Source organism: Thermomonospora umbrina (assembly GCF_003386555.1).
Taxonomy (GTDB): domain Bacteria; phylum Actinomycetota; class Actinomycetes; order Streptosporangiales; family Streptosporangiaceae; genus Thermomonospora; species Thermomonospora umbrina.
In genome coordinates this window covers 4,075,326-4,097,720 of record NZ_QTTT01000001.1, presented here as the reverse complement: position 1 = coordinate 4,097,720, position 22,395 = coordinate 4,075,326, and the positions used below count along the sequence as shown (strand labels likewise).

Below are 22,395 nucleotides of genomic sequence, written 5' to 3'. Positions count from 1 at the left end.
CGTTCCGCCTCGGGGCGCGCCGGGCCCGTTCCGGCCGCCCTCGCTCAGTCGCCCGGCACCACCCAGGCGACCACCGCGACCGCCACCGCGAGCGCGACCATGGTCAGCACGTCGAGCCACTTCTTGCGGATGGCGAGCATGCCGACCTGGCTCTCGGGGAGCACCAGTCGGGCCAGCGCGCCGAAGAGCACCCCGGCGGCCAGCAGGGCCGAGCCCTTGCGGAAGTGGGCGCCGGCGTACATGGCCAGCGCGCCGCCGACCCCGCACAGGGCGAGCACGTACGGGAGCTGGCCGAGCCAGTGGGCGGAGGACGCGGCCTTCCTGCGCGGGGCGGTGCGCCGGCGGCGGCGGAGCGCCGGCGGGGGAGCCCCGCCATGCTCGTCCATCGGCCTGTCCGCCACCCTCACGCTCCTTCGGCGCCCCCGCAGTCCCTCCGGATGGAGCGGTCTGCCGCTCCGCAGAGTCTACTGGTCGACGTCCCGGGACGCGGGATGCCTTGCGGCATCGGTGTTACCCACCAGTAGATGGGTGTTGCCACACCACGGCCGGGTAACTCGCTGGACAGGGGTCGCTAACTAGCTGGGAGGACTGCCGTGGAGGGGCCGTTCATACGGATCGAAGACAGCGGCATGGTGGTGCCGCTGCGCCCCGAAGTGACGACGGTCGGACGAGGAAGAGGAGTTGACGTACGCCTCGATGACCCTTCTGTGTCCCGTCTGCACGCGGAGATCGTGCGGCGCGGACCGTACGTGTACGTCGTGGACATGGGACTCTCCCGTAACGGGACCCGTGTCAACGGCCGACCCATCGCCCGCCGGGTGCTGGAGGACGGCGATGTCGTGAGCTTCGGCACGGCACGCTGCCGCTTGGGGGGCATCCCCCGCGAGGAGGTCGATCCCGACATCGAACTGCGGCGCGCGGTCGCCCCGGAGCTCACCCGTCGTGAGGTGGACGTGCTGACGGCGCTGTGCCGGCCGGCCCTGTCCGACGCCGCGTTCGTGGCCCCCGCCACGGCGCGGGAGATCGCCGGCGATCTCGTCGTCACGGAGGCCGCGGTCAAGCAGCACCTGCTGCGCCTCTACCAGAAGTTCCGGATCCCGGAGGGGGCCAACCGGCGCACCCGGCTGGCCAACGAGGTGATCGCGATGGGTCTGGTCCGGCCGCTGCCGCCGGTCCAGGTCCCCCCGCAGCAGCGCCCCCCGGCGGAGGGCCGCCCGACGGGGGAGCTCCGACGTCCGATCGCCCCGGGAATGCCCCACAAGGCCGTCCCGGGCCGACCGGCGGCCACGGCCGGCCCTCCCCGCCCCGCGGCCGGCGCGGCGGGACGCAGGGCTAGCTGACGACCCGCGGGCGTGCGGCCGTCCGGCGCAGGGCAGCGCACAACGGCAGCCGACCGCACGCCCGCGGCTCGACGAAACACCCCCGTGAACGTCCGTCCCACCGTGCGATGAGGCACACACCCGACCCCGCGACCAGGGCACGCCCGGAACGTGCCCACGGCCCGACGAGGCCCGGTGTCTCAGGGGACGGGCACCTCTCGACCGTGACACCCCGCCCGCGCATGCCCGGACATGCGCGACGCGGCGAACGTCCCGGTCGGAGGCGAACACGGCCGGACGCGCGCTACGCAGCGGACGTCCCGGACGGCGGGCAACACGGCCGGACGCGCGCCACGCGGCCGGCATCCCGGACGGCGGGCGGACATGGACGGACGCCTCACGGCCGTGACACCTGGCCCGGACTTGCGCCACGCGGCGGGCGTCCCGGTCGGAGGGCGAACACGAGCGGACGCCTCACGGCCGTGACACCTGGCCCGGACTTGCGCCACGCGGCGGGCGTCCCGGACGGCGGGCGAACACGAGCGGACGCCTCACGACCGTGACACCTGGCCCGGACATGCGCCACGCGGCCGGCGTCCCGGTCGGAGGGCGAACACGGGCGGACGCCTTACGACCGTGACACCGGCTCGGGCATGCCCAGGTCGGCCCGCAGCGGGCGGGACACGGTCGGGAGGCGGACTCCGGTCGGTCAGGCGGACGCGGCCGCTTCGGCGGACTCGACCACGTTGGCCAGCAGCATGGCGCGGGTCATCGGACCCACGCCGCCGGGGTTGGGGGCGACCCAACCGGCGACCTCGGCGACGTCAAGGGCGACGTCGCCGGCCAGCCTGCCGTCCACTCGTGAGACACCGACGTCCAGGACGGCGGCACCGGGCTTGACCATGTCCGCGGTGATCAGGCCCGGCACGCCCGCGGCGGCGACGATGATGTCGGCGTCGCGGGTGTGGGCGGCCAGGTCCTTGGTGCCCGTGTGGCAGAGCGTCACGGTGGCGTTCTCGCTGCGCCGGGTCAGGAGGAGGCCCAAGGGGCGGCCCACGGTGATGCCACGGCCCACCACCACGACCTCGGCGCCGCGCAGTGGGACGTCGAAGCGGCGCAGGAGGGCGACGATGCCCTTCGGGGTGCAGGGCAGGGGGCCCGGCTGCATCAGGACCAGCCGTCCCAGGCTGATGGGGTGCAGGCCGTCGGCGTCCTTGGCGGGGTCGATGCGCTCCAGCACCCGCTGCTCGTCCAGCCCGGCCGGCAGCGGCAACTGCACGATGTAGCCGGTGCACGCCGGGTCGTCGTTCAACTCGGCGACCGCCCGTTCCACCTGCTCCTGTGTGGAGTCGGCCGGCAGATCCCTGCGGATCGACCGGATGCCCACCTCGGCGCAGTCGCGGTGCTTCATCCCCACGTACGAGCGGCTGCCGGGGTCGTCCCCCACCAGCACCGTGCCGAGGCCCACCTCGACTCCCCGCTCGCGAAGCGCGGCGACCCGCGTCTTGAGGTCGGCGCGGATCTCCGCCGCCGTGGCCTTACCGTCCAAAATTCGAGCAGTCACACCCATGATTGTGCCGGCCCCTGGGCGGCGTCCCTTCCCGGGCGGGTCCTAGCTGCAGTACCTCCACGTGGTGGTCGTAGAGGCGATGATCCCTCCGCCGTAGATCTTCTGGATGGCTCCCGTCCACTTGATGCACGTGCCGGCGGCGTAACCGCTCACCGCCGCATAGTGGGCATAGTTGCCCTCGTCCCTGAGCGTCGGCATCCCCTGACGCTCCAGAACGGCCTCGGTCCAGCTCGCGACGCCATCCGCCCGGCCGACCCTGAGGGTCACTATGCAGTTCTCCCGGTACGTGCCGTTCCACAGCACGTAGACCTCGCCCAAGGGCATGTTGTTGTCCCGGTCCCAGAGGTCATCCCGCTGAAGAACCGTGTAGCCGCCGTTCGCCCAGCCGCAGCCCTGGTTCGAGACGACGGCTTCGCCGATCGTGTGGGCCGAGGCGGGAGAGGCCGCGAACACGGTCGTTCCGAGCGCCAGGCCCAAGGCCGCACCGGCGCGGTGGAGTATGCGACGGCGCTTGGCGGGGCCCTTCGGCTGTGGCATGAGCCGTTCCTTCGACGTCGTTCCATGGACGGGGATCACCCGCCCCTCGTGCCACAGCGTCGAAGAGGGCGTTGTTCATTGTCCAGGTCGTTTCCTGCTCATTCACTGCTCAGCAGGCCGCCGGAGGTCGCCTCAGGCCGGTGGGTCGGAACGGCGGCGGAGGAGCGTCCGCCTGAGGAGTTCCACCGACGGGCGTGCGGGCACGTCCGACCACAGGGCGACGAGACGGTCGGTGACGTGCCAGCTCATGAACGCGGTGACCAGGGCCAAAAGGAGGGCGGCGACGAGGCCCAGGACGGGTCGGGACTCGGAGAGCGCGGCCGAGGTCCACAGGGTCAGGCCGGCAAGGATCTCCACCGGTGTTCCTCCAGGGGGTCGGGCGCGCCGGGGGGCGGGTTCGGCGCGCAATGCGGCAGAGGCTACCAGCGCGCCCGACGAAACCGCCCATGATCACCCAAACGGGGCGACCATGGGCGGTGGGAGGTCAGTGGAAGAAGTGGCGGACCCCGGTGAGGTACAGGGTGATCCCCGCCTTCTCGCAGGCCGCGACCACCTCGTCGTCGCGGACGGAGCCGCCGGGCTGGACGATCGCCCGGACACCCGCGGCGATCAGCACCTCGGGGCCGTCCGCGAACGGGAAGAAGGCATCGGAGGCGGCCACCGCGGAGGCGGCGCGGTCGCCGGCGCGCTGGACGGCCAGCTTGCAGGAGTCGACCCGGTTGACCTGGCCCATGCCCACGCCGACGGTGGCGCCGTCGGCGGCCAGCAGGATGGCGTTGGACTTGACCGAACGGCAGGCCCTCCAGGCGAACGCCAGGTCGCGCAGGACGGCGTCGTCGGCGGCCTCGCCGGTCTTGAGGGTCCAGGTGGCGGGGTCGTCGCCGCCGTCGGGGACCTCGGCGTCGATCCGGTCGACGGTCTGCAGGAGCACTCCGCCGTCGATGCGCCGGAACTCCACGCCCCCGGCGGGGCCCTCGGGGCAGCGCAGCAGCCGGATGTTCTTCTTGCGGGACAGGATCTCCAGGGCCTCGGGCTCGAAGTCCGGGGCCACCACGACCTCGGTGAAGATCCCGGCGACCCGCTCGGCCATCGCCGTGCTCACCGGCCGGTTCACCGCGATCACACCGCCGTACGCGGAGACCGGGTCGCACTCGTGGGCCTTCAGGTGGGCCTCGGCCACGTCGGCGCCGATCGCGATGCCGCACGGGTTGGCGTGCTTGATGATCGCCACGCAGGGCTCGGCGAAGTCGTAGGCGGCGCGGCGGGCCGCGTCGGCGTCGACATAGTTGTTGTACGACATCTCCTTGCCGTGGAGCTGCTCGGCCTCCGCCAGACCGGCCTTGCCCTCGGAGTACAGGGCGGCCCGCTGGTGCGGGTTCTCGCCGTACCGCAGGACGGCCGCGCGCTCCCACGTGCCGCCCAGGAAGTCGGGCCACTCGCTCGCCCCGGCGGCCTCGTCGGGCGCGTACGACCCGGCGAACCAGGACGCGACCGCCACGTCGTACGAGGCGGTGTGCGCGAAGGCGCGGGCGGCGAGCCGGCGGCGTTGCTCCAGCGTGAAGCCGCCCTCCCGGACGGCCTCCAGCACCGCGCCGTACGAGGAGGGGTCGACGACGACGGCGACACCCGCGTGGTTCTTGGCGGCGGCGCGCACCATGGTGGGCCCACCGATGTCGATCTGCTCGACGCACTCGTCCGGGCCCGCCCCGGAGGCGACGGTCTCGGCGAACGGGTACAGGTTCACCACCGCGAGGTCGAAGAGCTCGATGTCGAGGTCCGCGAGCTGCCGAAGGTGCCCGTCCTTGCGCCGGTCGGCCAGCAGGCCCGCGTGAACGCGGGGGTGCAGGGTCTTGACCCGGCCGTCCAGGCACTCGGGGAAGCCGGTGAGCGCCTCCACCTTCAGCACCGGCACCCCGGCGTCGGCGATGCGCGCCGCGGTGGACCCGGTGGAGACGATCTCCACCCCGGCCGCGTGCAGGCCGCGGGCCAGGTCCTCCAGCCCCGTCTTGTCGTACACGCTGATCAGCGCACGCTTGATCGCCACTCGACTCACGGTCGAGCTCCCCTCGGTTCGTCGCCTACGTCGTTGTCAGTCCGCGCGTCCGGACCGGCGTCGTTGCAGGTGCGGCATTTCAGGGACACCCGACGTCCCTTGGCGGTCCAGCCGTCGCGGGCCAGCCGTCCCACCACCTCGATCAGCAGCCGTCGTTCGACCTGCTTGATCCGTTCGTGCAGGGCGTCCTCGTCGTCGTGCCAACCGACCGGGACCGCCTCCTGGGCGATCACCGGACCGGTGTCCACGCCCTCGTCGACGAAGTGCACCGTACAGCCGGTGACCTTGACGCCGTACGCCAGGGCGTCCCGGACGGCGTGCGCGCCGGGGAACGCGGGCAGCAGCGCCGGATGCGTGTTGACGACCCGGCCGCCGAAACGCTCCAGGAACGCCGGGCCGAGGATCTTCATGAAGCCGGCCGAGACCACCAGGTCGGGCTCGTGGGCGGCCACCGCGTCGGTCAGCGCCGCGTCCCACTCCCGGCGGTCGATGAAGTCGGGGACGCGTACCGTGAACGTGGGGGCCCCGGCGCGTTCGGCCCGTTCCAGACCCGCGATGTCGTGGCGGTCGGAGCCCACGGCGACGACCGTCGCGCCGTAGGCTGGATCCGCGCACGCGTCGAGCAGCGCCTGTAGGTTGGTCCCCGCTCCGGAGACAAGTACGACAAGCCGGGCGGACACCGTGACTCCTTAAGCGGACGAGCGGCACAGGCCCCGCGCTCGCGGGGCGGACGGGCCGGCCACCGGCCCCCGAGAAGCCTATCGGCACGCTCGGGGCCGCCCGGAGGCGACACCATGAGCTGGAGGATCAGTTGAGTCACGAGCCGGAGCAGGGCGCCAGTCCGGGGCCCGAGGGTCCGGGCGCTCCCCCCGCGGATCCGGGGACCCCCAAGAGCGACGGGCGCGCCGGACGGCGGGCGCTGTGGCTAGGGCTGATCTCGCTGGTGATGATGTTCGTGCCGTTCCTGTCGCTGTTCGCCGCCATTCCCGCCGTCGCCGCCATCGTCGTGGGCGTCAAGGCGCGGCGCGCGGCGCGGCACGCGGGGCGCAAGGCCCCGGGCGCGCTGCCGGGGCTGATCCTGGGCTCGATCGGGATGGCGTTCTTCATCGTGGGCGTCGGGGCGCAGATCTACCTGCTGGACGAGACCAACCGGTACGGCAAGTGCCAGAGCGCCGCGAACACCCTTGAGGAAGAGCGGCAGTGCAAGGACCGGCTGGCCCGGGAGATCGAGAAGAAGTTCGGACTGCCGAAGGGCACCATCAAGGGCGACAGCCTGCCTTTCTAGCTTGTGGGGGGGCGACCCCCCACACCCCCCGCGCCCGTCTTGCTTATTTGTGGGGGGGCGACCCCCACACCCCCCGCGCCCGGTCTTGCGATCTTCAGGCGGGCGCCCCTCCGCTTGCGCTCCGGGGCACCCGCCTGAAGGACCGGGCTACACCCCCCGTGGTGGAGGTGTGTGGTCACGGTTTGATCGCCTGTGGTGACGGTTGTTGTGCCCCTTGGTGGTGATCTAGTGGGACTCGTCGTCGCGGAGCACGTAGATCGCGCCGCCGCGATTCTCGGTGCGGCCGGGGTCGTCGTTCGACCGTTTCGGTGGCTCGGCGTGGTCGGGTTCTTCCGCCACAGGCTCCGGGGGTGTCGGCGGGTCTGCGGGCTCGGGCTCCGGGGGCGGCTCCTCTGCGGGCTCGCGGACGCGGGGCTTGCGCGGCCTGCGGGGCTTCAGAACGGGCTCGGCCTCCTCGAACTCCACCGGCTCGGCCACCACGGGCCGCTTGGCCGGACGTGGGGCGGGCGGCGCGGGCGGCTCCGACGACGAGGGCGGCGGCGGGGTCGGGGCGGGTGTCCGGGCGGCGCGGGGTGACTCGGGGGTGGCGGGCCGGCGGCGGCGGGGGGCCGTGGGCCTGCGGCGTGCGGGACGTTCCTCGGGGTCTTCGGCGGTACGGCGCAGCATCCGCCAGTTCAGCAGCCAGGCGGCGAGGGCGGCGGCGATGCCCACCTCCAGGGCGGCCATCATCCCGACGCGCCACGGCGACGGGCCCATGACGGTGAGCCGGCCGCCGCCCAGCGGGCCCCCCGACAGCGCCGCGAGCACCGCCATCGCGCAACCGGTCAACACCCCGGACAGGAAACCCCACAGGGGGGCCGCCTCGTGCGTCGGGCTGGGCATGGCGCGGATGGTCAGCACTCCGGCGACCGCGCCCGCCACGAACGGCATCATCAGCGCCACCAGGGACAGCGCGGGCGCGGGGCCGGGCTCGGGAAGGGCCGCCAGCAGCGGGAACGACGGCACCACGTCGAGGAAGACCCCGGTGGGCGACACGCTGGTGTCCTCGCCCACCGCGAACCCCGGGCCGATGGCGTAGGCCATCCCCCAGATCACCGCGTTGGGCAGGAACGCCAACTGCACCAGCAGGAGCAGCACTCCCCCGACGATCCCCGGCGCCAGCTCGTCGTACAGGGCGGCGGCCTCGGACATGTGCATCGCCAGGGCCGCCCCGATGAGCGCCGCACCGGAGGCCACCAGCACGCCCAGGGCCCCCAGAACGCCGATGACCAGCGAGCGCGGCCGTTCCGGCAGCAGCCGGAGCAGCGCCCCCACCCCGGAGCGGACCCGGCGACCCCGCGCGGCGACCAGGGCGCGCGCCGCGCCGAGCCCGCCCGCCACGGTGGCCACGCAGAACGACGTGACGAGCGCCTGCCAGGTCGACGGGCGCACCACCGCGGTGGAGGCGGCCAGGGCCAACAGCGCGGCGAGGACGGCGTAGGGGATCGCCAGGGCCAGCGCGACGTGCACGACGCCGATGCGGGGGCGTCGGGACACTCCGGCGGCCCGGATCATCCAACTCCCGCTGCGGTACAGGAGCGCGCCCGGGAGCACGGTGAGGCCCAGGGGCAGCATCCCGACCCGCCCGTCGGCGAGCGAGAACCCGGCGTGGTGGGCCACCAGCCAGAAGTTGACCGCCGTGCGGAAGACGCCCGGCAGGCCGGTGCCCAGCGCGGTGCGGGGGGCGGCGATCCAGCCGACGAGGGTGACGGTCGTCAGCACCGCCAGTCCGAGGCCCACGCACCAGGACGCCGCCACGAGCCCGGTGACGGCCAGCGGTCTGGCCGGTCCCCCGGTCTCCCCCGGCGGTCCGGCCTCGGGCCGCCCGGGACGCGCGGCGCGTTCGGGGGCCTCCGGCCGCGGCTTCCGGGGCGGGCGCTGTCCTGGCTTGACGTCCGACACGGACCCCATGCTGGCAGCCCCACCGCACCCGGCGGCCCCGCCCGCCCGGCGTGTCGCCCGTTCCGCGAAGGGGATCGGCTTTGGAGGCACATGACGCACATCAGGCGATTTCTCCGACGATGGCCGGTACTGCATACTCGGTGCGGGGCTCCCCTGACCCGAAAGGCAGCCGCATGTCCGGTTCCACGGGGGGAAGCCTCCCCAAGTCGCTGATCGTCGCCGTGATGTGGCTCGCCGTCGGCCTGATGCCGATCCTGTTCGAGCTGACCGATCTGCGGCTGGCGTTCGGGAACACCGGGACTCCCGGGCAGGTGAACGTCACGAGCTGCACGGACCTGGGCGACGAACGGTACGACTGCCGCGGCGACTTCATCCCGGACGCCCCCGGCGGGGCGAAGGTGTCGGGCATCGGACTCCCGCCGGACTCCGACGAGGGCGACTCGTTCCCCGCCCGGCTCAGCGACGACGGCGACACGGCCCATCCGACAGGCACCCTCGGGATCCTTCAGGCCCTCGCGGTCCCCGCGCTGGGCTTCGTGATCCTGGTGCCGTTCCCGTGGGGGCTCGCCTACATGTTCGCCGGGCGCGCCCCGGGCGTCGTGTCCGGGTGGGCGATGATGCTGCTGGCGGGCGCGGGCGGGCTCGTGTGCCTCGCCGGGCTCATCGTCGCCTGAACGCACAAACGGGCCGCCCCGGGAGGGGACGGCCCGTCGGCGAGAACCGTTCTAACGGTTCTTCATGATCTCGCGCATCAGGCGGGCGGTCTCGCTCGGGGTCTTGCCGACCCGGACGCCGACCTTCTCCAGGGCCTCCTTCTTGGCCTCCGCGGTGCCGGACGAGCCCGACACGATCGCGCCGGCGTGGCCCATGGTCTTGCCCTCGGGCGCGGTGAACCCGGCGACGTAGCCGACCACCGGCTTGGTGACGTGCTGCTCGATGTAGGCGGCGGCGCGCTCCTCGGCGTCGCCGCCGATCTCGCCGATCATCACGATCGCCTCGGTCTCCGGGTCCTCCTGGAACGCCTGGAGGGCGTCGATGTGGGTGGTGCCGATGACGGGGTCGCCGCCGATGCCCACACAGGTGGAGAAGCCGATGTCGCGCAGCTCGTACATCATCTGGTACGTCAGCGTGCCGGACTTGGACACCAGCCCGATCTTGCCTGGTGTGGTGATGTCGGCCGGGATGATGCCCGCGTTGGACGTGCCGGGCGAGGCGATCCCGGGGCAGTTCGGCCCGATGATGCGGGTCGCGTTGCCCTTCGCCGTCGCATAGTCCCAGAAGTACGCCGTGTCGTGCACCGGCACGCCCTCGGTGATGACCACGCACAGGCCGATGCCCGCGTCGATGGCCTCCACCACGGCGTCCTTGGTGAACTTCGGCGGCACGAAGACCACCGACACGTCCGCGCCGGTCTCCCGCATCGCCTCGGCGACGGTCCCGAACACCGGCAGGGACGTGCCGTCGAAGTCGACGCTCTGCCCCGCCTTGCGGGCGTTCACGCCGCCGACCACGTTCGTGCCGGCCCGCAGCATCCGCCCGGTGTGCTTGGAACCTTCGGAGCCGGTCATCCCCTGCACGATGACCTTGCTGTTCTCAGTGAGCCAGATAGCCATGATTCACGCACCTGCCGCGGCGAGCTCGGCGGCCTTCTCGGCCGCCTCGTCCATCGTGTCCACCCGCCGGACGCCCGGGAGGGAGGCGTCGTCGAGGATCTGTCGGCCCAGTTCGGCGTTGTTGCCGTCCAGGCGCACCACCAGCGGCCGGTCCACGGTCTCCCCGCGATCGGCGAGCAGCCTGTAGGCCGACACGATGCCGTTGGCGACGGCGTCACAGGCGGTGATGCCGCCGAAGACGTTGACGAAGACGCTCTTGACCGAGGGGTCCGAGAGCACGATCTCCAGCCCGTTCGCCATCACCTCGGCGGACGCGCCGCCGCCGATGTCCAGGAAGTTGGCCGGCTTCTGCCCGCCGTGCCGCTCGCCCGCGTAGGCGACCACGTCCAGGGTGGACATGACCAGGCCGGCGCCGTTGCCGATGATGCCGACCGAGCCGTCCAGCTTGACGTAGTTGAGGTCCTTGTCCTTGGCGCGGGCCTCGAGCGGGTCGGTGGTCTTCTCGTCGGCGAGGTCGGCGTGCTCCGGCTGGCGGAACGCGGCGTTCTCGTCGAGGGTGACCTTGCCGTCGAGCGCCCAGACCTCGCCGTCGGCGGTGAGGATCAGCGGGTTGACCTCGACCAGGGTGGCGTCCTCGTCGGTGAACACCGCCCACAGCCGCTCGATCAGCTCGGCGGCGCCGTCCAGCGCCTTCTCGGGCAGGTTCCCGGCCTGCGCGATCTCGCGCGCCTTGGCGCGGTCCACCCCGGCGATCGGGGCGATCAGGACCTTGGCCACGGCGGCCGGGTCGGTCGCGGCGACCTCCTCGATGTCCATCCCGCCCTCGGCGGAGCAGATGGACAGGAAGGTGCGGTTGGCGCGGTCGAGCAGGAAGGAGAAGTAGTACTCCTCCGCGATGGCGCTGCCCGCCTCCACCAGGACCTTGTGGACGGTGTGGCCCTTGATGTCCATGCCGAGGATCTGCTCGGCGAGGGACTGGGCCTCGTCGGCGGTGTCGGCGAGCTTGACGCCCCCCGCCTTTCCTCGGCCGCCGGTCTTGACCTGGGCCTTGACGACGACCTTCCTGCTTCCTGCGGCGAACAGGTCCGCCGCGATCGCCCTGGCTTCCTCGGGCGTGTGGGCCACCTTGCCGGTGGGCACCGGTACCCCGTACTCGGCGAAGAGTTCCTTCGCCTGATGTTCGAACAGGTCCACGAGGGTCCGTCCTTTTGCGGATCGACTACCTGGTGGCGTGCTGTGTGGCACGCCCTTCATCCGACCGCTCCGGTGACCACCCGCACAGAATCGCGTTGGGTTGGGCGGGCTGTACACGCGGCGACCAGAGCGGTCCGCTCCGACCGAGCAGCCTATAAAACGCGATGCCCCGGGCGCGAAATCGGGTGGGGCACTGCTGCGGAGCATGGCGTCCCGGTCCGGTAGGCGCGGTGACGAGCGGGTAAACGGAGGGTTGGGACGCGGCATCATAGGACGATCGATGTACCGAACGCCCCGGTATTCGGGGATCGAGCATGGAAAGGGGGCGTGCCGGTGGCGAGCCCGCGGGCCAAGCGGGTACGGCGTGTCCTCGCGTTGTCCCTGGTCGCCGTCCTCACGGCGACCTGCGGCGCGACCCTGCCGGACCCGTCCCGGCCGGAGTGGTCCTCACCCGGCCTCGTGGGCGGCGGCGGCTGGCCGTTCGCCTATCAGCCGATGGACCTCGACGAGGCCGTCGGCGCCCGCTACCTGCCCGACAGCTCGGTGGTCCGGCTGCGCGACGGCCGGGTGCGGCTGATCCCGTTCGGCGGCAAGGTCCCGATCACCGTGCCGGGGGACGACCCCCGTGTGGCGGCGGCGGTGCGCGGCGACCGGGGGTGGCTGGCCAGCGGCCGGGTGCCCGGCGGCGACACCGTGTACCGCGACATGGCCGTCCGTTCCCTGCTCGACCTGCGCCTGCTGACCAGGCCGAACGGCGCCACGACCGCCTCCTGGTTCGGCCAGTGGCGGTACGTGTGGCCGCGCGACGCGGCGTTCGCCTCGGCGGCCTTCGCGGTGTCCGGGCACCCGGAGGAGGCGCGGCGGGTGCTGCGGTTCCTGGCCCGGCTCCAGACGGACGACGGGCGCTGGGCGGCCCGGTACAAGCCCGACGGCAGCCCCGTGGCCGACGGCCGACCGCCGCAGTCCGACTCGCTCGGGTGGGTGCTGTGGGCGGCCTGGTTCGTCCGTGCGAGCGACCCCGGGGCGGCGTCCGGGCTGCCGGAGCTGTGGGAGATGGTCCGGCGGGCCGCCGACCACCTGGCGGGCACGCTGGACGTGGAGGGCCTTCCGCCGCCGTCCCCGGACTACTTCGAGCGCAGCCCCGGCAAGGAGCAGGACCCGCGCCGCGCCACGCTGGGCGTGGTCGGCCCCGTGCTGGCGGGGCTGCGCGCGGCGGCCGACCTGGCCCGCCAGACCGGACGGCACGCCGAGGCGGCGCGCTGGCGGCAGGCGGCGATGCGGATGTCGGACGGGGTGGCGCGGACGTTCACACCGTTCGGGTATCCGCGTTCCCCGGTCCGCGGCGGGCTGATGGACACCTCGGTGACGTTCCTGGCCCCGCCGTTCGCGCCGGCCGACCCGGGTGTCGAGGCGGCGGTGCTGCGGGCGGCGGACAGGCTGCGACTGCCCAACGGCGGGGTGCTGCCGGGCGAGGAGTGGAGCGGCAACAAGGACGTGGCCTGGACGCCGGAGATGGCGCTGTTCGCGATGAACGCGGCGGCCTCCGGCCGGGTCGAGGAGGCCCTCACCAGGCTGGACTGGCTGTCCGAGCACCGGACGATCCTGGGCGCGCTGCCGGAGAAGGTCGACCGGCGCGGCCGTCCCGCCGCGGTGGCCCCGCTCGGCTGGACGGCCTCGGTGGTGCTCCTCACGCTCGCCGCGCTGGAGGACCGGCTGCCGATCCCGCCCACGGGCTGACCCGGGCGTTCACAAGAACCGGTCGTACCCGAGCCGGACGACCAGCGCCCCGGTCGAGCGCCATCCGGGCGCCGAGCCGCGCGCCGGCGATGTCGGCCGCCGCCATGGCCGCCAGCAGGAGCATGGCGACGTGCTCGGCCTGCACGGGGCCTCCGGGGATGTAATGAGTCAAACCATGAACACCCGTGACCCTACCGACCCCTTCGAGGTGACTACACGGTCGAGACCACCTGGAAGCCCTCCGCCAACCTGCCCTCGGGCAACCCGCCCTCCTGCGCGATCGCCCCCAGGAAGCCGCGCAACATGCCCTCCAGATCGTCCATCTGCGCGATCTGGCTGACGTGCGCCCGCAACGCCGCGACCTTGCGGTCGAACACCTCCGTCACGTCCACGCGGTGGTCGACGACCGGCCCTCCCGACAGCCACACCTCCGACGTCGTCCACGCCTCCAGGCCCTCCTCGCGCAGCTCGGGGAACGCGTAGGGGTTGCGCGCATCGGGGTAGACCGCGTCCAGCGCCGCCGCACCGACCGCCCGATGGTCGGGATGGCTGGGATAGATCACCCGGTAGTTGCGTTCGGGGCTGTGCGTCACCACCCGGTCGGGACGCACCTGCCGGATCACCCGGGCGATGTCGCGCCGCAGATCCAGCGCCGCCTCCAACCGGCCGTCCGGACGCCCGAGGAAGCGCACGTCGGTCACGCCCACCGCCTTGGCCGCCGCGCGCTGCTCGTCGCGCCGCAGCGCCGCCATCTCCTCCCGGGAGACGCCGTCGTCGGAACCGCCCGCGTCACCGTCGGTCACCATCAGGTACGTCACCTCGACGCCCTGGGCCGTCCACAGCGCGATCGTCCCCGCCGCGCCGAAGTCCACGTCGTCCGGATGCGCCATCACCGCGAGCACACGGCGCACCTTCGCCTCATCCATTACGTCCGTCACCAGATCACCCTAGGCCGGACCACCGACAGCGGGGTAGAAGCCGTCTATGCGCAAACTCATCAACGACCCCGCCGAGGTGGTGTCCGACGCCCTGCACGGGCTGGCCGCCGCACATCCCGGCCTGCGGGTCGATCCGGAGAACCGGATCGTGGTGCGGGGCGACGCGCCCCGCGGCGGCAAGGTGGGCCTGGTGTCGGGCGGCGGATCGGGACACGAGCCCCTGCACGCCGGGTTCGTCGGGTACGGGATGCTCGACGCCGCCGCCTGCGGGGAGGTCTTCACCTCGCCCGTGCCCGACCAGATCCTGGCCGCCACCACGGCGGTCGACGGCGGCGCGGGCGTCCTGCACATCGTCAAGAACTACACGGGCGACGTCCTCAACTTCGGCATGGCCGCCGAGCTGGCCGGCGACCAGGACGTCGAGGTCGCCACCGTCGTGGTCAACGACGACGTCGCCGTGGAGGACAGCACCTTCACCGCCGGCCGCCGGGGAACGGGCGGCACCCTCTTCGTCGAGAAGATCGCCGGCGCCCTGGCCGAGGAGGGCGCCCCGCTCGACGCGGTCGCCGCCGTGGCCCGCGAGGTCGTCGAACGCACCCGTTCGTTCGGCGTGGCCCTGTCGCCCAGCACCGTGCCCGCCGCCGGGCACCCGACGTTCGAGCTGGACGAGGACGAGATGGAGCTCGGCGTCGGCATCCACGGCGAGCCGGGCCGCAGGCGCGCCAGGGCCGGGACCGCCGCCGAGATCGTCGCCGCCACCCTCACCGCCATCGACACCGACATGCCCCTGTCGGGCTCCGAGGTCCTCGTCCTGGTCAACGGCATGGGCGGCACGCCGCTGATGGAGCAGTACATCGCGTACGGGGCGACGGCGGACTGGCTCGCCTACCGGAAGGCCACGGTGGCCCGTTCGCTCGTCGGCTCGTACGTCACCAGCCTGGAGATGGCGGGCTGCATGGTCTCCGTCTGCCGCCTCACCCCCGACCTGCTCCGACTCTGGGACGCCCCGGTGGAAACCCCGGCGCTACGGTGGGGACGTTGACTATCTCCCTGCGGCTAGAGCCGAGGGATTCCGACCCTCGCGGGTCGGTGTTCCTGCTTCACCGGCGAGTGCACTCGATCGCCCGAATGTCTGACCTCACCTCCACAGGCCGTCACCGCTCGACCAGCGGCCAGAATGTTCTCGGCGGCATTGACGTCCCGGTCATGCCGGGTACCGCAATCCGGGCACGTCCAGTGCCTCGAAGAGAGGGAGAGCTCGGCGAGCACGTGCCCACACGCGGAACAGGTCTTGGAGCTGGGGTACCAACGATCGATCACCACGAGTGTGCGTCCCGCCCGCTCGCACTTGTACTCCAGGCACCGTCGGAACTCGCCCCACCCGCAATCGGAGATGGCCCGCGCCAGCGTGCGGTTGCGGACCATGCCCTTGACGTTGAGATCCTCGATCACGATCACGTCATGATCGCGAACAAGCCGGGTCGAGGTCTTGTGAAGGAAATCCGAGCGGGATGCGCCGACCTTCCGGTACGCCCGAGCGACCTTGGCCCTCGCCTTCTCCCGGTTGTTCGATCCGCGGCGTTTGCGAGCCATGCGGCGTTGGTAACGAGCGAGGTTACGGGCCTTACGTTCCAGCAGACGCGGTTTGGTGATCCTCTCACCCTCGGAGGTGACGGCGAAGTCCTTGACACCGAGATCGACTCCGACCATCGCGCCGGTGGGCGGGACCCGATCAGGATCGGCGGCCTCGACGGCGAGCGAGACGTACCAACGTCCGCACGGGTCACGCGAGATGGTCACCGTCGTCGGGTGCAACTCGGCGGGGTCGATGTCGGGCCAAGACCACACGAACGCAAGCGGCGCGTCGGTCTTGGCCAGCCACAACCGGCCGTTCTTCCACCGGAAGCCCGAGCGGGTGTACTCCGCGCTCTGGCGGCCGTGCCGGGACTTGTAGCGCGGGTAACGGGCGCGATGGGCGAAGAAGTTCGCGAAGTCTCGCTGCTGGGTGCGCAACACCTGCTGGAGCGGGACGGCGGACACCTCGTTCAGCCAGGCGTGATCCTCGGACTGCTTGAGGCGGGTGAGAAAGGCACTGGCCTGCGACACGTTCGTGGGCACCTGTTCGGTGCGCCAACGGCTGTGGCGCCAGGCGAGCGTCTGATTCCACACCACGCGAACACAGCCGAACGTGCGGTTCAGCACCGCCATCTGCTCGGAGGTCGGGTAGGCCCGACATTTGTACGCCGTCCGCACACCCGACATTTTAGCGGTCCCCACTGGACCCGCTTGAAATGTTGTCCCTCGCGCTGCGGGCCGACGCTCCTCGCGTTGCTCCGCAACAGATTCGTCTCTTTCCCCTGGCCGAGGCCCGGGGTCCTCAGCGAAAGGAAGCCTCGATGAACGGCAATGAGTTCGCCGCGTGGATCAGGCGGGCCGCCGAGTTGGTGACGGCGGACGCGCAGCGGCTGACGGCGCTGGACGCCGCGATCGGGGACGGCGACCACGGGCTCAACATGGCCCGCGGGTTCGGGGCGGCGGTGGCGGCGCTGGACGCGCTGCCCGAGGACGCGACACCCGGGACGGTCCTCACGACCGCCGGGCGGGCGATCGTGTCCAAGACCGGCGGCGCCTCCGGCCCCCTGTACGGCACCGCGCTGCGCCGGGCGGGCAAGGCGCTCGGCGACGTCGCCGACGTGGACGTCACCGGGCTCGCCGGCGCGCTGCAGGCGGCGCTCGACGGCGTCCGGGAGCTGGGCAGGGCCGTCGAGGGCGACAAGACCATGGTCGACGCCCTCGCCCCGGCGGTCGCCGCGTTCGAGGCGTCCGTGGCCGACGGCGACGCGCTCGCCGAGGCGGCGCAGGCGGCGGTCGACGCGGGCGAGGCGGGCATGGAGCTGACGGTGCCGATGGAGGCGCGCAAGGGCCGGGCGAGCTACCTCGGCCCCCGCAGCATCGGGCATCTCGATCCGGGCGCGGCCTCGACGGTCCTGGTCCTGCTGGCGCTGCTCGACGTGGCCCGCGCGGAGGTCTGAGGTGCGTCTGGTGGGGCTGGTGGTGGTCTCGCACAGTCGCGGGCTGGCCGAGGGCGTCGCCGAGCTGGCCCGGGAGATGGGCGTCCACAAGGTCCGGGTCGAGGCGGCCGGCGGGGACGCCGACGGCGGGCTGGGCACCAGCGTCGACCTGATCGCGGAGGCCGTGCGGGCGGCCGACGACGGCGCCGGCGTCGTGCTGCTCGCCGACCTGGGCGGCGCGGTGCTGACCGCGCAGACGTTCGTGGCCGACGCCGAGACCGAGGTCGAGTTGGCCGACGCCCCGCTCGTCGAGGGCGCGGTCGCCGCCGCGTCCACGGCCGCCACCGGCGCGGACCTGGCGGCCGTCGTCGCGGCAGCCCACGGGGCGTACGGGTTCCGGAAGCTGTGACCCGGTCCGCGACGGCCCACGGGTGCCCGCGAACGGGCGAGAACGTCGGTGGTGCCCCGTAAACTCGCCATGATGTCCACCACCGATGCCCCGCACCCTCTCCTCGACGGTCTCAACCCGCAGCAGCGCGCCGCCGTGGTCCACTCCGGCGGGCCGCTGCTGATCGTCGCCGGCGCCGGTTCGGGCAAGACCCGCGTCCTCACCCATCGCATCGCCCATCTGCTCGGCGAGCGGAGCGTGCACCCCGGCCAGATCCTGGCGATCACGTTCACCAACAAGGCCGCGGGCGAGATGAAGGAGCGGGTCCAGGCACTGGTGGGCGCCCGGTCGGCGGCGATGTGGGTGATGACGTTCCACTCGGCGTGCGTGCGGATCCTGCGGCGCGAGGCCAAGCGGCTGGGCTTCCCGTCCGGGTTCTCGATCTACGACCAGTCCGACGCGCAGCGGCTGATGGCGCTGGTCTGCCGCGAGCTGGACCTGGACCCCAAGCGCTACCCGCCCAAGTCGTTCTCCGCGCAGGTCAGCAACCTCAAGAACGAGCTGATCGACTACGAGACGTTCAAGGCCCGGGCGTCCACCCACATGGAGCAGAAGCTCGCCGAGGCGTACGAGATGTACCAGGCGCGGCTGCACCAGGCCGGCGCGATGGACTTCGACGACCTGATCATGACGACGGTCAACCTGCTGCAGGCGTTCCCGGAGGCCGCCGAGCACTACCGGCGGCGGTTCCGGCACGTGCTGGTCGACGAGTACCAGGACACCAACCACGCCCAGTACGAGCTGGTCCGCCAGTTGACCGCGCCGATCTCCGGCGGCGACGACCTGGGGCCGGCGGAGCTGTGCGTGGTGGGCGACGCCGACCAGTCGATCTACGCGTTCCGGGGCGCGACGATCCGCAACATCCTGGAGTTCGAGCGCGACTACCCCGACGCCACCACGATCCTGCTGGAGCAGAACTACCGCTCCACCCAGACGATCCTGTCGGCGGCCAACGCGGTGATCGAGCGCAACGCCGACCGCAAGCCCAAGAAGCTGTGGTCCGACCAGGGCGAGGGCGACAAGATCGTCGGCTATGTGGCCGACAACGAGCACGACGAGGCCGCGTTCGTCGCGCAGGAGGTCGACCGGCTGACCGACGCGGGCGAGGCGCGGCCCGGCGACGTCGCCGTGTTCTACCGCACCAACGCGCAGTCCCGTGTCTTCGAAGAGGTGTTCGTCCGGGTCGGCCTGCCGCACAAGATCGTCGGCGGGGTCCGCTTCTACGAGCGCAAGGAGGTCCGCGACATGCTGGCCTACCTGCGCGTCCTGGCCAACCCCGAGGACACCGTCTCGCTGCGCCGCATCCTGAACGTCCCCAAGCGCGGCATCGGCGACCGCGCCGAGGCGTGCGTGGAGGCGTACGCCGCGCGGGAGCGGATCAGCTTCTGGCAGGCCCTCCGCCTGCCCGAGGACGTGCCGGGCATGGCGACCCGTTCGACCAACGCGGTCCGCGAGTTCGTCGCCCTGCTCGACGACCTGCGCGTCACCGCCGAGACCGCCACCCCGGCCGAGGTCGTCGAGGCCGTCCTGACCCGCACCGGCTATCTGGCCGAGCTGGAGGCGTCCCGCGACCCGCAGGACGAGACCCGCATCGAGAACCTCCGCGAGCTGGAGGCCGTCGCCCGCGAGTTCGAGGACCGCCTCGACGGCGAGACGGCCCAGGGCCGCCTGGTCGACTTCCTGGAGCAGGTGGCGCTGGTCGCCGACGCCGACTCCATCCCCGGCGTCAAGGGCGCGCCCGTCCCGCCCGGCGAACGCGCCGCCGAGGACGACAAGGGTGTCGTGACCCTGATGACCCTGCACACCGCCAAGGGGCTGGAGTTCCCCGTCGTCTTCCTCACGGGCATGGAGGACGGCGTCTTCCCCCACCTGCGCGCGATGAGCAACCCCAAGGAGCTGGAGGAGGAGCGCCGTCTCGCCTACGTGGGCATCACCCGGGCCCGGCGGCGTCTCTACCTGTCCCGCGCCACCATGCGCAGCTCCTGGGGCGCCCCCCAGGTCAACCCGGCGTCCCGCTTCCTGAGCGAGGTCCCGGGCACGCTCCTCAACTGGGAGCGCGAGGCCGCCACGACCTCGCCCGCGATGGCGTCCCTGGCGGCCCGCCCCGGCGTCCGCTCCCCCGGCAACCGTCCGGTCCCGAGCCTGTCCCCGGGCGACAAGGTCACCCACGACGCGTTCGGCCTGGGCACGGTCGTCTCGGTCGACGGCGCCGGGGAGAAGTCGGCCGCCAGCATCGACTTCGGCGGGGAGTACGGCGTCAAGCGCCTGGTCCTCCGCTACGCGCCGGTCGAGAAGCTCTGACCCGCGACCGCTCGACCAAGATCATGGAATACGCGATCAACGTCAGGGTGACGTCCACCGCCTCGCCGGACCTGCTGTTCGCGCACGTGGCCGTGGCGGAGGCGTGGTCGGTCTGGAGCGGGATGCCGCTGCCGGCGCGACGGCTCCGTCCGGGGTTCGGGGCCCTCGACGGCGTCGGGGCGATCCGGCGCATCGGGCCAGTACGGGAGGAGACGGTGACCTTCGACCCGCCCGGGCACTACGCGTACCGGATGCTTGCGGGCCTGCCCGTGGACGACTACCGCGCCGACGTGACGTTCGAGCCCCGCGAGGGCGGCGGTACGACGATCCGCTGGGAGGCCAGGTTCGCCTCACGGGTGCCGGGGACGGGGGCGCCCCTGCGCTCGGTCATGGAACGCGTGATCCTCCGCTTCGCCCGGCGGATCGGCGCCCATGCCGAGCGCTGCGGGGCCGGTTGCCCCGCGCACCGGGGCTGACCGAGGGCCCGAGAGCCTCAGACGAGGCGGCGCGCGGCGGCCCAGCGGGACAGCTCGTGGCGGTTGGAGAGCTGGAGCTTGCGCAGCACGCTGCTGACGTGGGTCTCCACGGTCTTGACGGAGATGAACAGCTCCTTGGCGATCTCCTTGTAGGCGTAACCCCGGGCGATCAGACGCAGGACCTCGCGTTCGCGCTGGGTGAGCTGGTCGAGCTCGGGGTCGACGGCCGGGGCGTCGCTGGCGGCGAACGCGTCCAGCACGAACCCGGCCAGACGCGGGGAGAAGACGGCGTCGCCCTCGGCGACCCGGCCGATGGCGTCGGTCAGCTCGGGGCCGGAGATGGTCTTGGTGACGTAGCCGCGGGCCCCGCCGCGCACCACGCCGATGACGTCCTCGGCGGCGTCGGAGACCGACAGGGCCAGGAAACGGGACGACACCGCGCCGGACAGGCGGCGCAGCACCTCGATGCCGCCGCCGCCCGGCAGATGGACGTCCAGCAGCACGACGTCGGGCTTGGCGGCGGAGATGACCGCCACGGCCTCGTCCACGTCCCCGGCCTCGCCGACGATGTCGATGGAGGCCCCGAGCTCGGCCTTGACCCCGGTCCGGAACATCTGGTGGTCGTCCACCAGCACCACTGTCGTCACTGCTTCCTCACTTCTTCATCTCGAGGCGGACCTCGGTGCCCTCGCCGGGCGCGGTGCGGACGGTGGCCCGGCCGCCGTTGCGCTCCATGCGCCCGATGATGGACCCCCGTATGCCCATCCTGTCCTGCGGGACGTCGTCCATGACGAAGCCCCTGCCCCGGTCCCGGACGAAGATCGCCACATCGTCGCCCTCCACCTCGGCGTAGACGGACACGGAGGGCGCGCCGGAGTACTTGGCGGCGTTGACCATCGCCTCCCGGGCGGCCTGGAGGACGGCGCCGATGCGCGGGTCCAGCGGGCAGTCGCCGACGCAGACCACCTCGATGGGGACGCCGTGGTCGTCCTCGATCTCCCCGGCGGTCTCCCGTACGGCGGCGGCGAACGTCTGGTCGGGGTCGGCCTCGGGCTGGTAGAGCCAGTTGCGCAGGGTGCGCTCCTGGGAGCGGGCGAGCCGCTGGACCTCGCGGGGGTCGGCGGCGTTCCGCTGGATCAGGGTGAGGGTGTGGAGCACGGAGTCGTGGATGTGGGCGGCCAGCTCGGCGCGTTCCTGGGAGCGGATCCGTTCGCTGCGCTCGGCGTCCAGGTCCTGCCAGAGCCGCACCAGCCAGGGGGTGGCGATGACGGCGAGGCCGGTGGCGAGCACGATGGTGGCGATCAGCACCTCGCGGACCTGCGCGGCCTTGACGTTCTGGGCCAGGAAGCCGCCGATCCCGCCGATCACCAGTCCCAGTCCCAGCAGGCTGCGCAGCCAGAGCCGGCGCAGCGAGACCGTGGTGGAGCGCAGCCACCGCTGGCGCTGGTCGCGTTCGGCCTGCTGCCACAGGATCGCGGCGCCGACCCCGCCGATGACCACCGGCCAGAGCGCGGCCTGCACCAGCCCGGCGCCCCAGCCGAGCACGGTGAGCCCGGCGGTCAGCGTTCCGTAGGCGAGGAGCTGGATCCAGTCGCGGTGCCGCCCGGCGGGCCGCCCGGCGGCCTCCTCCTCCTGCGGGACGAGCACCCAGAACGCCCCGTACGCGGCGATCCCGAGCCCGCCCGCCGCGATCAGCAGGACGAACGCCACCCGCACGACCACCGCGTCGAGGCCCAGGTGGGCGGCCAGGCCGCGGCCGACCCCGGCCAGCAGCCGTCCGTCGGCGGCCCGTTCCAGCCGCGCGCCGGCGGGGGCGTCGTCGGTGACCGGCTCGGTCATCGTCGTCATCACGCCTCCGCCCTTTCCGGTCCATGAGGGGGAATGTTCCCCACCACGCATCGTCACATGAAGCGGTCACCGCCGCATCGGGGCCGCTCCCTGGTTCCCCCGTGGCCGGCTCAGGGTCGGATCA

At 72.6% G+C, this 22,395-nt stretch carries 22 protein-coding genes; 9 read left to right on the top strand and 13 right to left on the bottom strand.

Annotation, left to right across the window (positions count from 1 at the left end; all coding sequences use genetic code 11):
* Positions 1 to 44 precede the first annotated feature (44 nt).
* Positions 45 to 401 (bottom strand): DUF3017 domain-containing protein, encoded by a 357-nt coding sequence (locus DFJ69_RS18335; protein WP_245974443.1) that lies wholly within the window; start codon positions 399 to 401, stop codon positions 45 to 47.
* A 228-nt stretch (positions 402 to 629) separates the two neighbouring features.
* Between DFJ69_RS18335 and DFJ69_RS18330 the strand changes: the two genes are divergently transcribed.
* Positions 630 to 1,340, top strand: coding sequence for an FHA domain-containing protein (locus tag DFJ69_RS18330; protein ID WP_245974761.1), 711 nt, complete (start codon positions 630 to 632; stop codon positions 1,338 to 1,340).
* Positions 1,341 to 2,028: 688 nt separating this feature from the next.
* On the opposite strand, the gene DFJ69_RS18325 is transcribed toward DFJ69_RS18330, so the two are convergent.
* The 5 genes from DFJ69_RS18325 to purN all read right to left on the bottom strand — a co-directional run bounded on the left by DFJ69_RS18325 (position 2,029) and on the right by purN (position 6,159).
* Positions 2,029 to 2,883: a bifunctional methylenetetrahydrofolate dehydrogenase/methenyltetrahydrofolate cyclohydrolase gene (locus tag DFJ69_RS18325; RefSeq protein ID WP_116023728.1), complete on the bottom strand. Its 855-nt coding sequence runs from the start codon at positions 2,881 to 2,883 to the stop codon at positions 2,029 to 2,031.
* 48 nt (positions 2,884 to 2,931) lie between these two features.
* Positions 2,932 to 3,426, bottom strand: coding sequence for a hypothetical protein (locus DFJ69_RS18320; protein WP_116023727.1), 495 nt, complete (start codon positions 3,424 to 3,426; stop codon positions 2,932 to 2,934).
* Positions 3,427 to 3,558: 132 nt separating this feature from the next.
* A complete protein-coding gene (locus tag DFJ69_RS18315) occupies positions 3,559 to 3,783 on the bottom strand; it encodes a hypothetical protein (protein ID WP_116023726.1) in 225 nt (74 codons plus the stop codon).
* Positions 3,784 to 3,910: 127 nt separating this feature from the next.
* A complete protein-coding gene (purH, locus tag DFJ69_RS18310; protein ID WP_116023725.1) occupies positions 3,911 to 5,479 on the bottom strand; it encodes a bifunctional phosphoribosylaminoimidazolecarboxamide formyltransferase/IMP cyclohydrolase in 1,569 nt (522 codons plus the stop codon).
* Positions 5,476 to 6,159 carry a phosphoribosylglycinamide formyltransferase gene (purN, locus tag DFJ69_RS18305; RefSeq protein WP_116023724.1) on the bottom strand — a complete coding sequence of 228 codons (684 nt, stop codon included), beginning with the start codon at positions 6,157 to 6,159 and terminating at the stop codon, positions 5,476 to 5,478. The genes purH and purN overlap by 4 nt, the downstream gene beginning before the upstream one ends.
* Before the next feature lie 131 nt (positions 6,160 to 6,290).
* Here purN and DFJ69_RS18300 point away from each other — a divergent pair, with 131 nt between their 5' ends.
* Positions 6,291 to 6,764 (top strand): hypothetical protein, encoded by a 474-nt coding sequence (locus tag DFJ69_RS18300; RefSeq protein ID WP_116023723.1) that lies wholly within the window; start codon positions 6,291 to 6,293, stop codon positions 6,762 to 6,764.
* 225 nt (positions 6,765 to 6,989) lie between these two features.
* Here the strand turns inward: DFJ69_RS18300 and DFJ69_RS18295 are convergent, their stop codons facing one another.
* Positions 6,990 to 8,705: a cell division protein PerM gene (locus DFJ69_RS18295; protein WP_245974442.1), complete on the bottom strand. Its 1,716-nt coding sequence runs from the start codon at positions 8,703 to 8,705 to the stop codon at positions 6,990 to 6,992.
* Between the two features lie 173 nt (positions 8,706 to 8,878).
* Between DFJ69_RS18295 and DFJ69_RS18290 the strand changes: the two genes are divergently transcribed.
* Positions 8,879 to 9,379, top strand: a complete 501-nt coding sequence (locus DFJ69_RS18290) for a hypothetical protein (RefSeq protein WP_116023722.1) — start codon at positions 8,879 to 8,881, stop codon at positions 9,377 to 9,379.
* 51 nt (positions 9,380 to 9,430) lie between these two features.
* Here the strand turns inward: DFJ69_RS18290 and sucD are convergent, their stop codons facing one another.
* Both sucD and sucC read right to left on the bottom strand, forming a co-directional pair.
* Entirely contained in the window at positions 9,431 to 10,318 is an 888-nt protein-coding gene (gene sucD / locus DFJ69_RS18285; RefSeq protein ID WP_116023721.1) for a succinate--CoA ligase subunit alpha, read from the bottom strand.
* A gap of 3 nt (positions 10,319 to 10,321) precedes the next feature.
* Positions 10,322 to 11,512, bottom strand: coding sequence for an ADP-forming succinate--CoA ligase subunit beta (gene sucC / locus DFJ69_RS18280; RefSeq protein ID WP_116023720.1), 1,191 nt, complete (start codon positions 11,510 to 11,512; stop codon positions 10,322 to 10,324).
* 333 nt (positions 11,513 to 11,845) lie between these two features.
* Here sucC and DFJ69_RS18275 point away from each other — a divergent pair, with 333 nt between their 5' ends.
* Entirely contained in the window at positions 11,846 to 13,249 is a 1,404-nt protein-coding gene (locus DFJ69_RS18275) for a glycoside hydrolase family 15 protein (protein WP_245974441.1), read from the top strand.
* Positions 13,250 to 13,461: 212 nt separating this feature from the next.
* On the opposite strand, the gene DFJ69_RS18265 is transcribed toward DFJ69_RS18275, so the two are convergent.
* On the bottom strand, positions 13,462 to 14,175 hold the full coding sequence (locus tag DFJ69_RS18265) for a PIG-L deacetylase family protein (RefSeq protein ID WP_116023718.1): 714 nt from the start codon (positions 14,173 to 14,175) through the stop codon (positions 13,462 to 13,464).
* A gap of 58 nt (positions 14,176 to 14,233) precedes the next feature.
* Between DFJ69_RS18265 and dhaK the strand changes: the two genes are divergently transcribed.
* Positions 14,234 to 15,229, top strand: a complete 996-nt coding sequence (gene dhaK, locus DFJ69_RS18260) for a dihydroxyacetone kinase subunit DhaK (RefSeq protein WP_116023717.1) — start codon at positions 14,234 to 14,236, stop codon at positions 15,227 to 15,229.
* A 14-nt stretch (positions 15,230 to 15,243) separates the two neighbouring features.
* Here dhaK and DFJ69_RS18255 read toward each other — a convergent pair whose 3' ends face one another.
* Entirely contained in the window at positions 15,244 to 16,440 is a 1,197-nt protein-coding gene (locus tag DFJ69_RS18255; RefSeq protein WP_116026718.1) for an RNA-guided endonuclease InsQ/TnpB family protein, read from the bottom strand.
* A gap of 143 nt (positions 16,441 to 16,583) precedes the next feature.
* Between DFJ69_RS18255 and dhaL the strand changes: the two genes are divergently transcribed.
* The 4 genes from dhaL to DFJ69_RS18235 all read left to right on the top strand — a co-directional run bounded on the left by dhaL (position 16,584) and on the right by DFJ69_RS18235 (position 20,423).
* Complete coding sequence (gene dhaL, locus DFJ69_RS18250; protein WP_116023716.1) at positions 16,584 to 17,219, top strand: dihydroxyacetone kinase subunit DhaL; 636 nt, start codon at positions 16,584 to 16,586, stop codon at positions 17,217 to 17,219.
* A gap of 1 nt (position 17,220) precedes the next feature.
* Positions 17,221 to 17,607, top strand: a complete 387-nt coding sequence (dhaM, locus tag DFJ69_RS18245; RefSeq protein WP_342769865.1) for a dihydroxyacetone kinase phosphoryl donor subunit DhaM — start codon at positions 17,221 to 17,223, stop codon at positions 17,605 to 17,607.
* Positions 17,608 to 17,679: 72 nt separating this feature from the next.
* Positions 17,680 to 19,947 (top strand): DNA helicase PcrA, encoded by a 2,268-nt coding sequence (gene pcrA / locus DFJ69_RS18240; protein ID WP_116026716.1) that lies wholly within the window; start codon positions 17,680 to 17,682, stop codon positions 19,945 to 19,947.
* 23 nt (positions 19,948 to 19,970) lie between these two features.
* The gene (locus tag DFJ69_RS18235; protein WP_116023715.1) at positions 19,971 to 20,423 is read left to right on the top strand and encodes an SRPBCC family protein; all 453 of its coding nucleotides are present in this window, start codon (positions 19,971 to 19,973) and stop codon (positions 20,421 to 20,423) included.
* Positions 20,424 to 20,440: 17 nt separating this feature from the next.
* Here DFJ69_RS18235 and DFJ69_RS18230 read toward each other — a convergent pair whose 3' ends face one another.
* Together DFJ69_RS18230 and DFJ69_RS18225 are read right to left on the bottom strand one after the other, a co-directional pair.
* Positions 20,441 to 21,070 (bottom strand): LuxR C-terminal-related transcriptional regulator, encoded by a 630-nt coding sequence (locus DFJ69_RS18230; protein WP_116023714.1) that lies wholly within the window; start codon positions 21,068 to 21,070, stop codon positions 20,441 to 20,443.
* Between the two features lie 7 nt (positions 21,071 to 21,077).
* Positions 21,078 to 22,271 carry an ATP-binding protein gene (locus DFJ69_RS18225; protein WP_425453355.1) on the bottom strand — a complete coding sequence of 398 codons (1,194 nt, stop codon included), beginning with the start codon at positions 22,269 to 22,271 and terminating at the stop codon, positions 21,078 to 21,080.
* Positions 22,272 to 22,395: the final 124 nt, after the last annotated feature.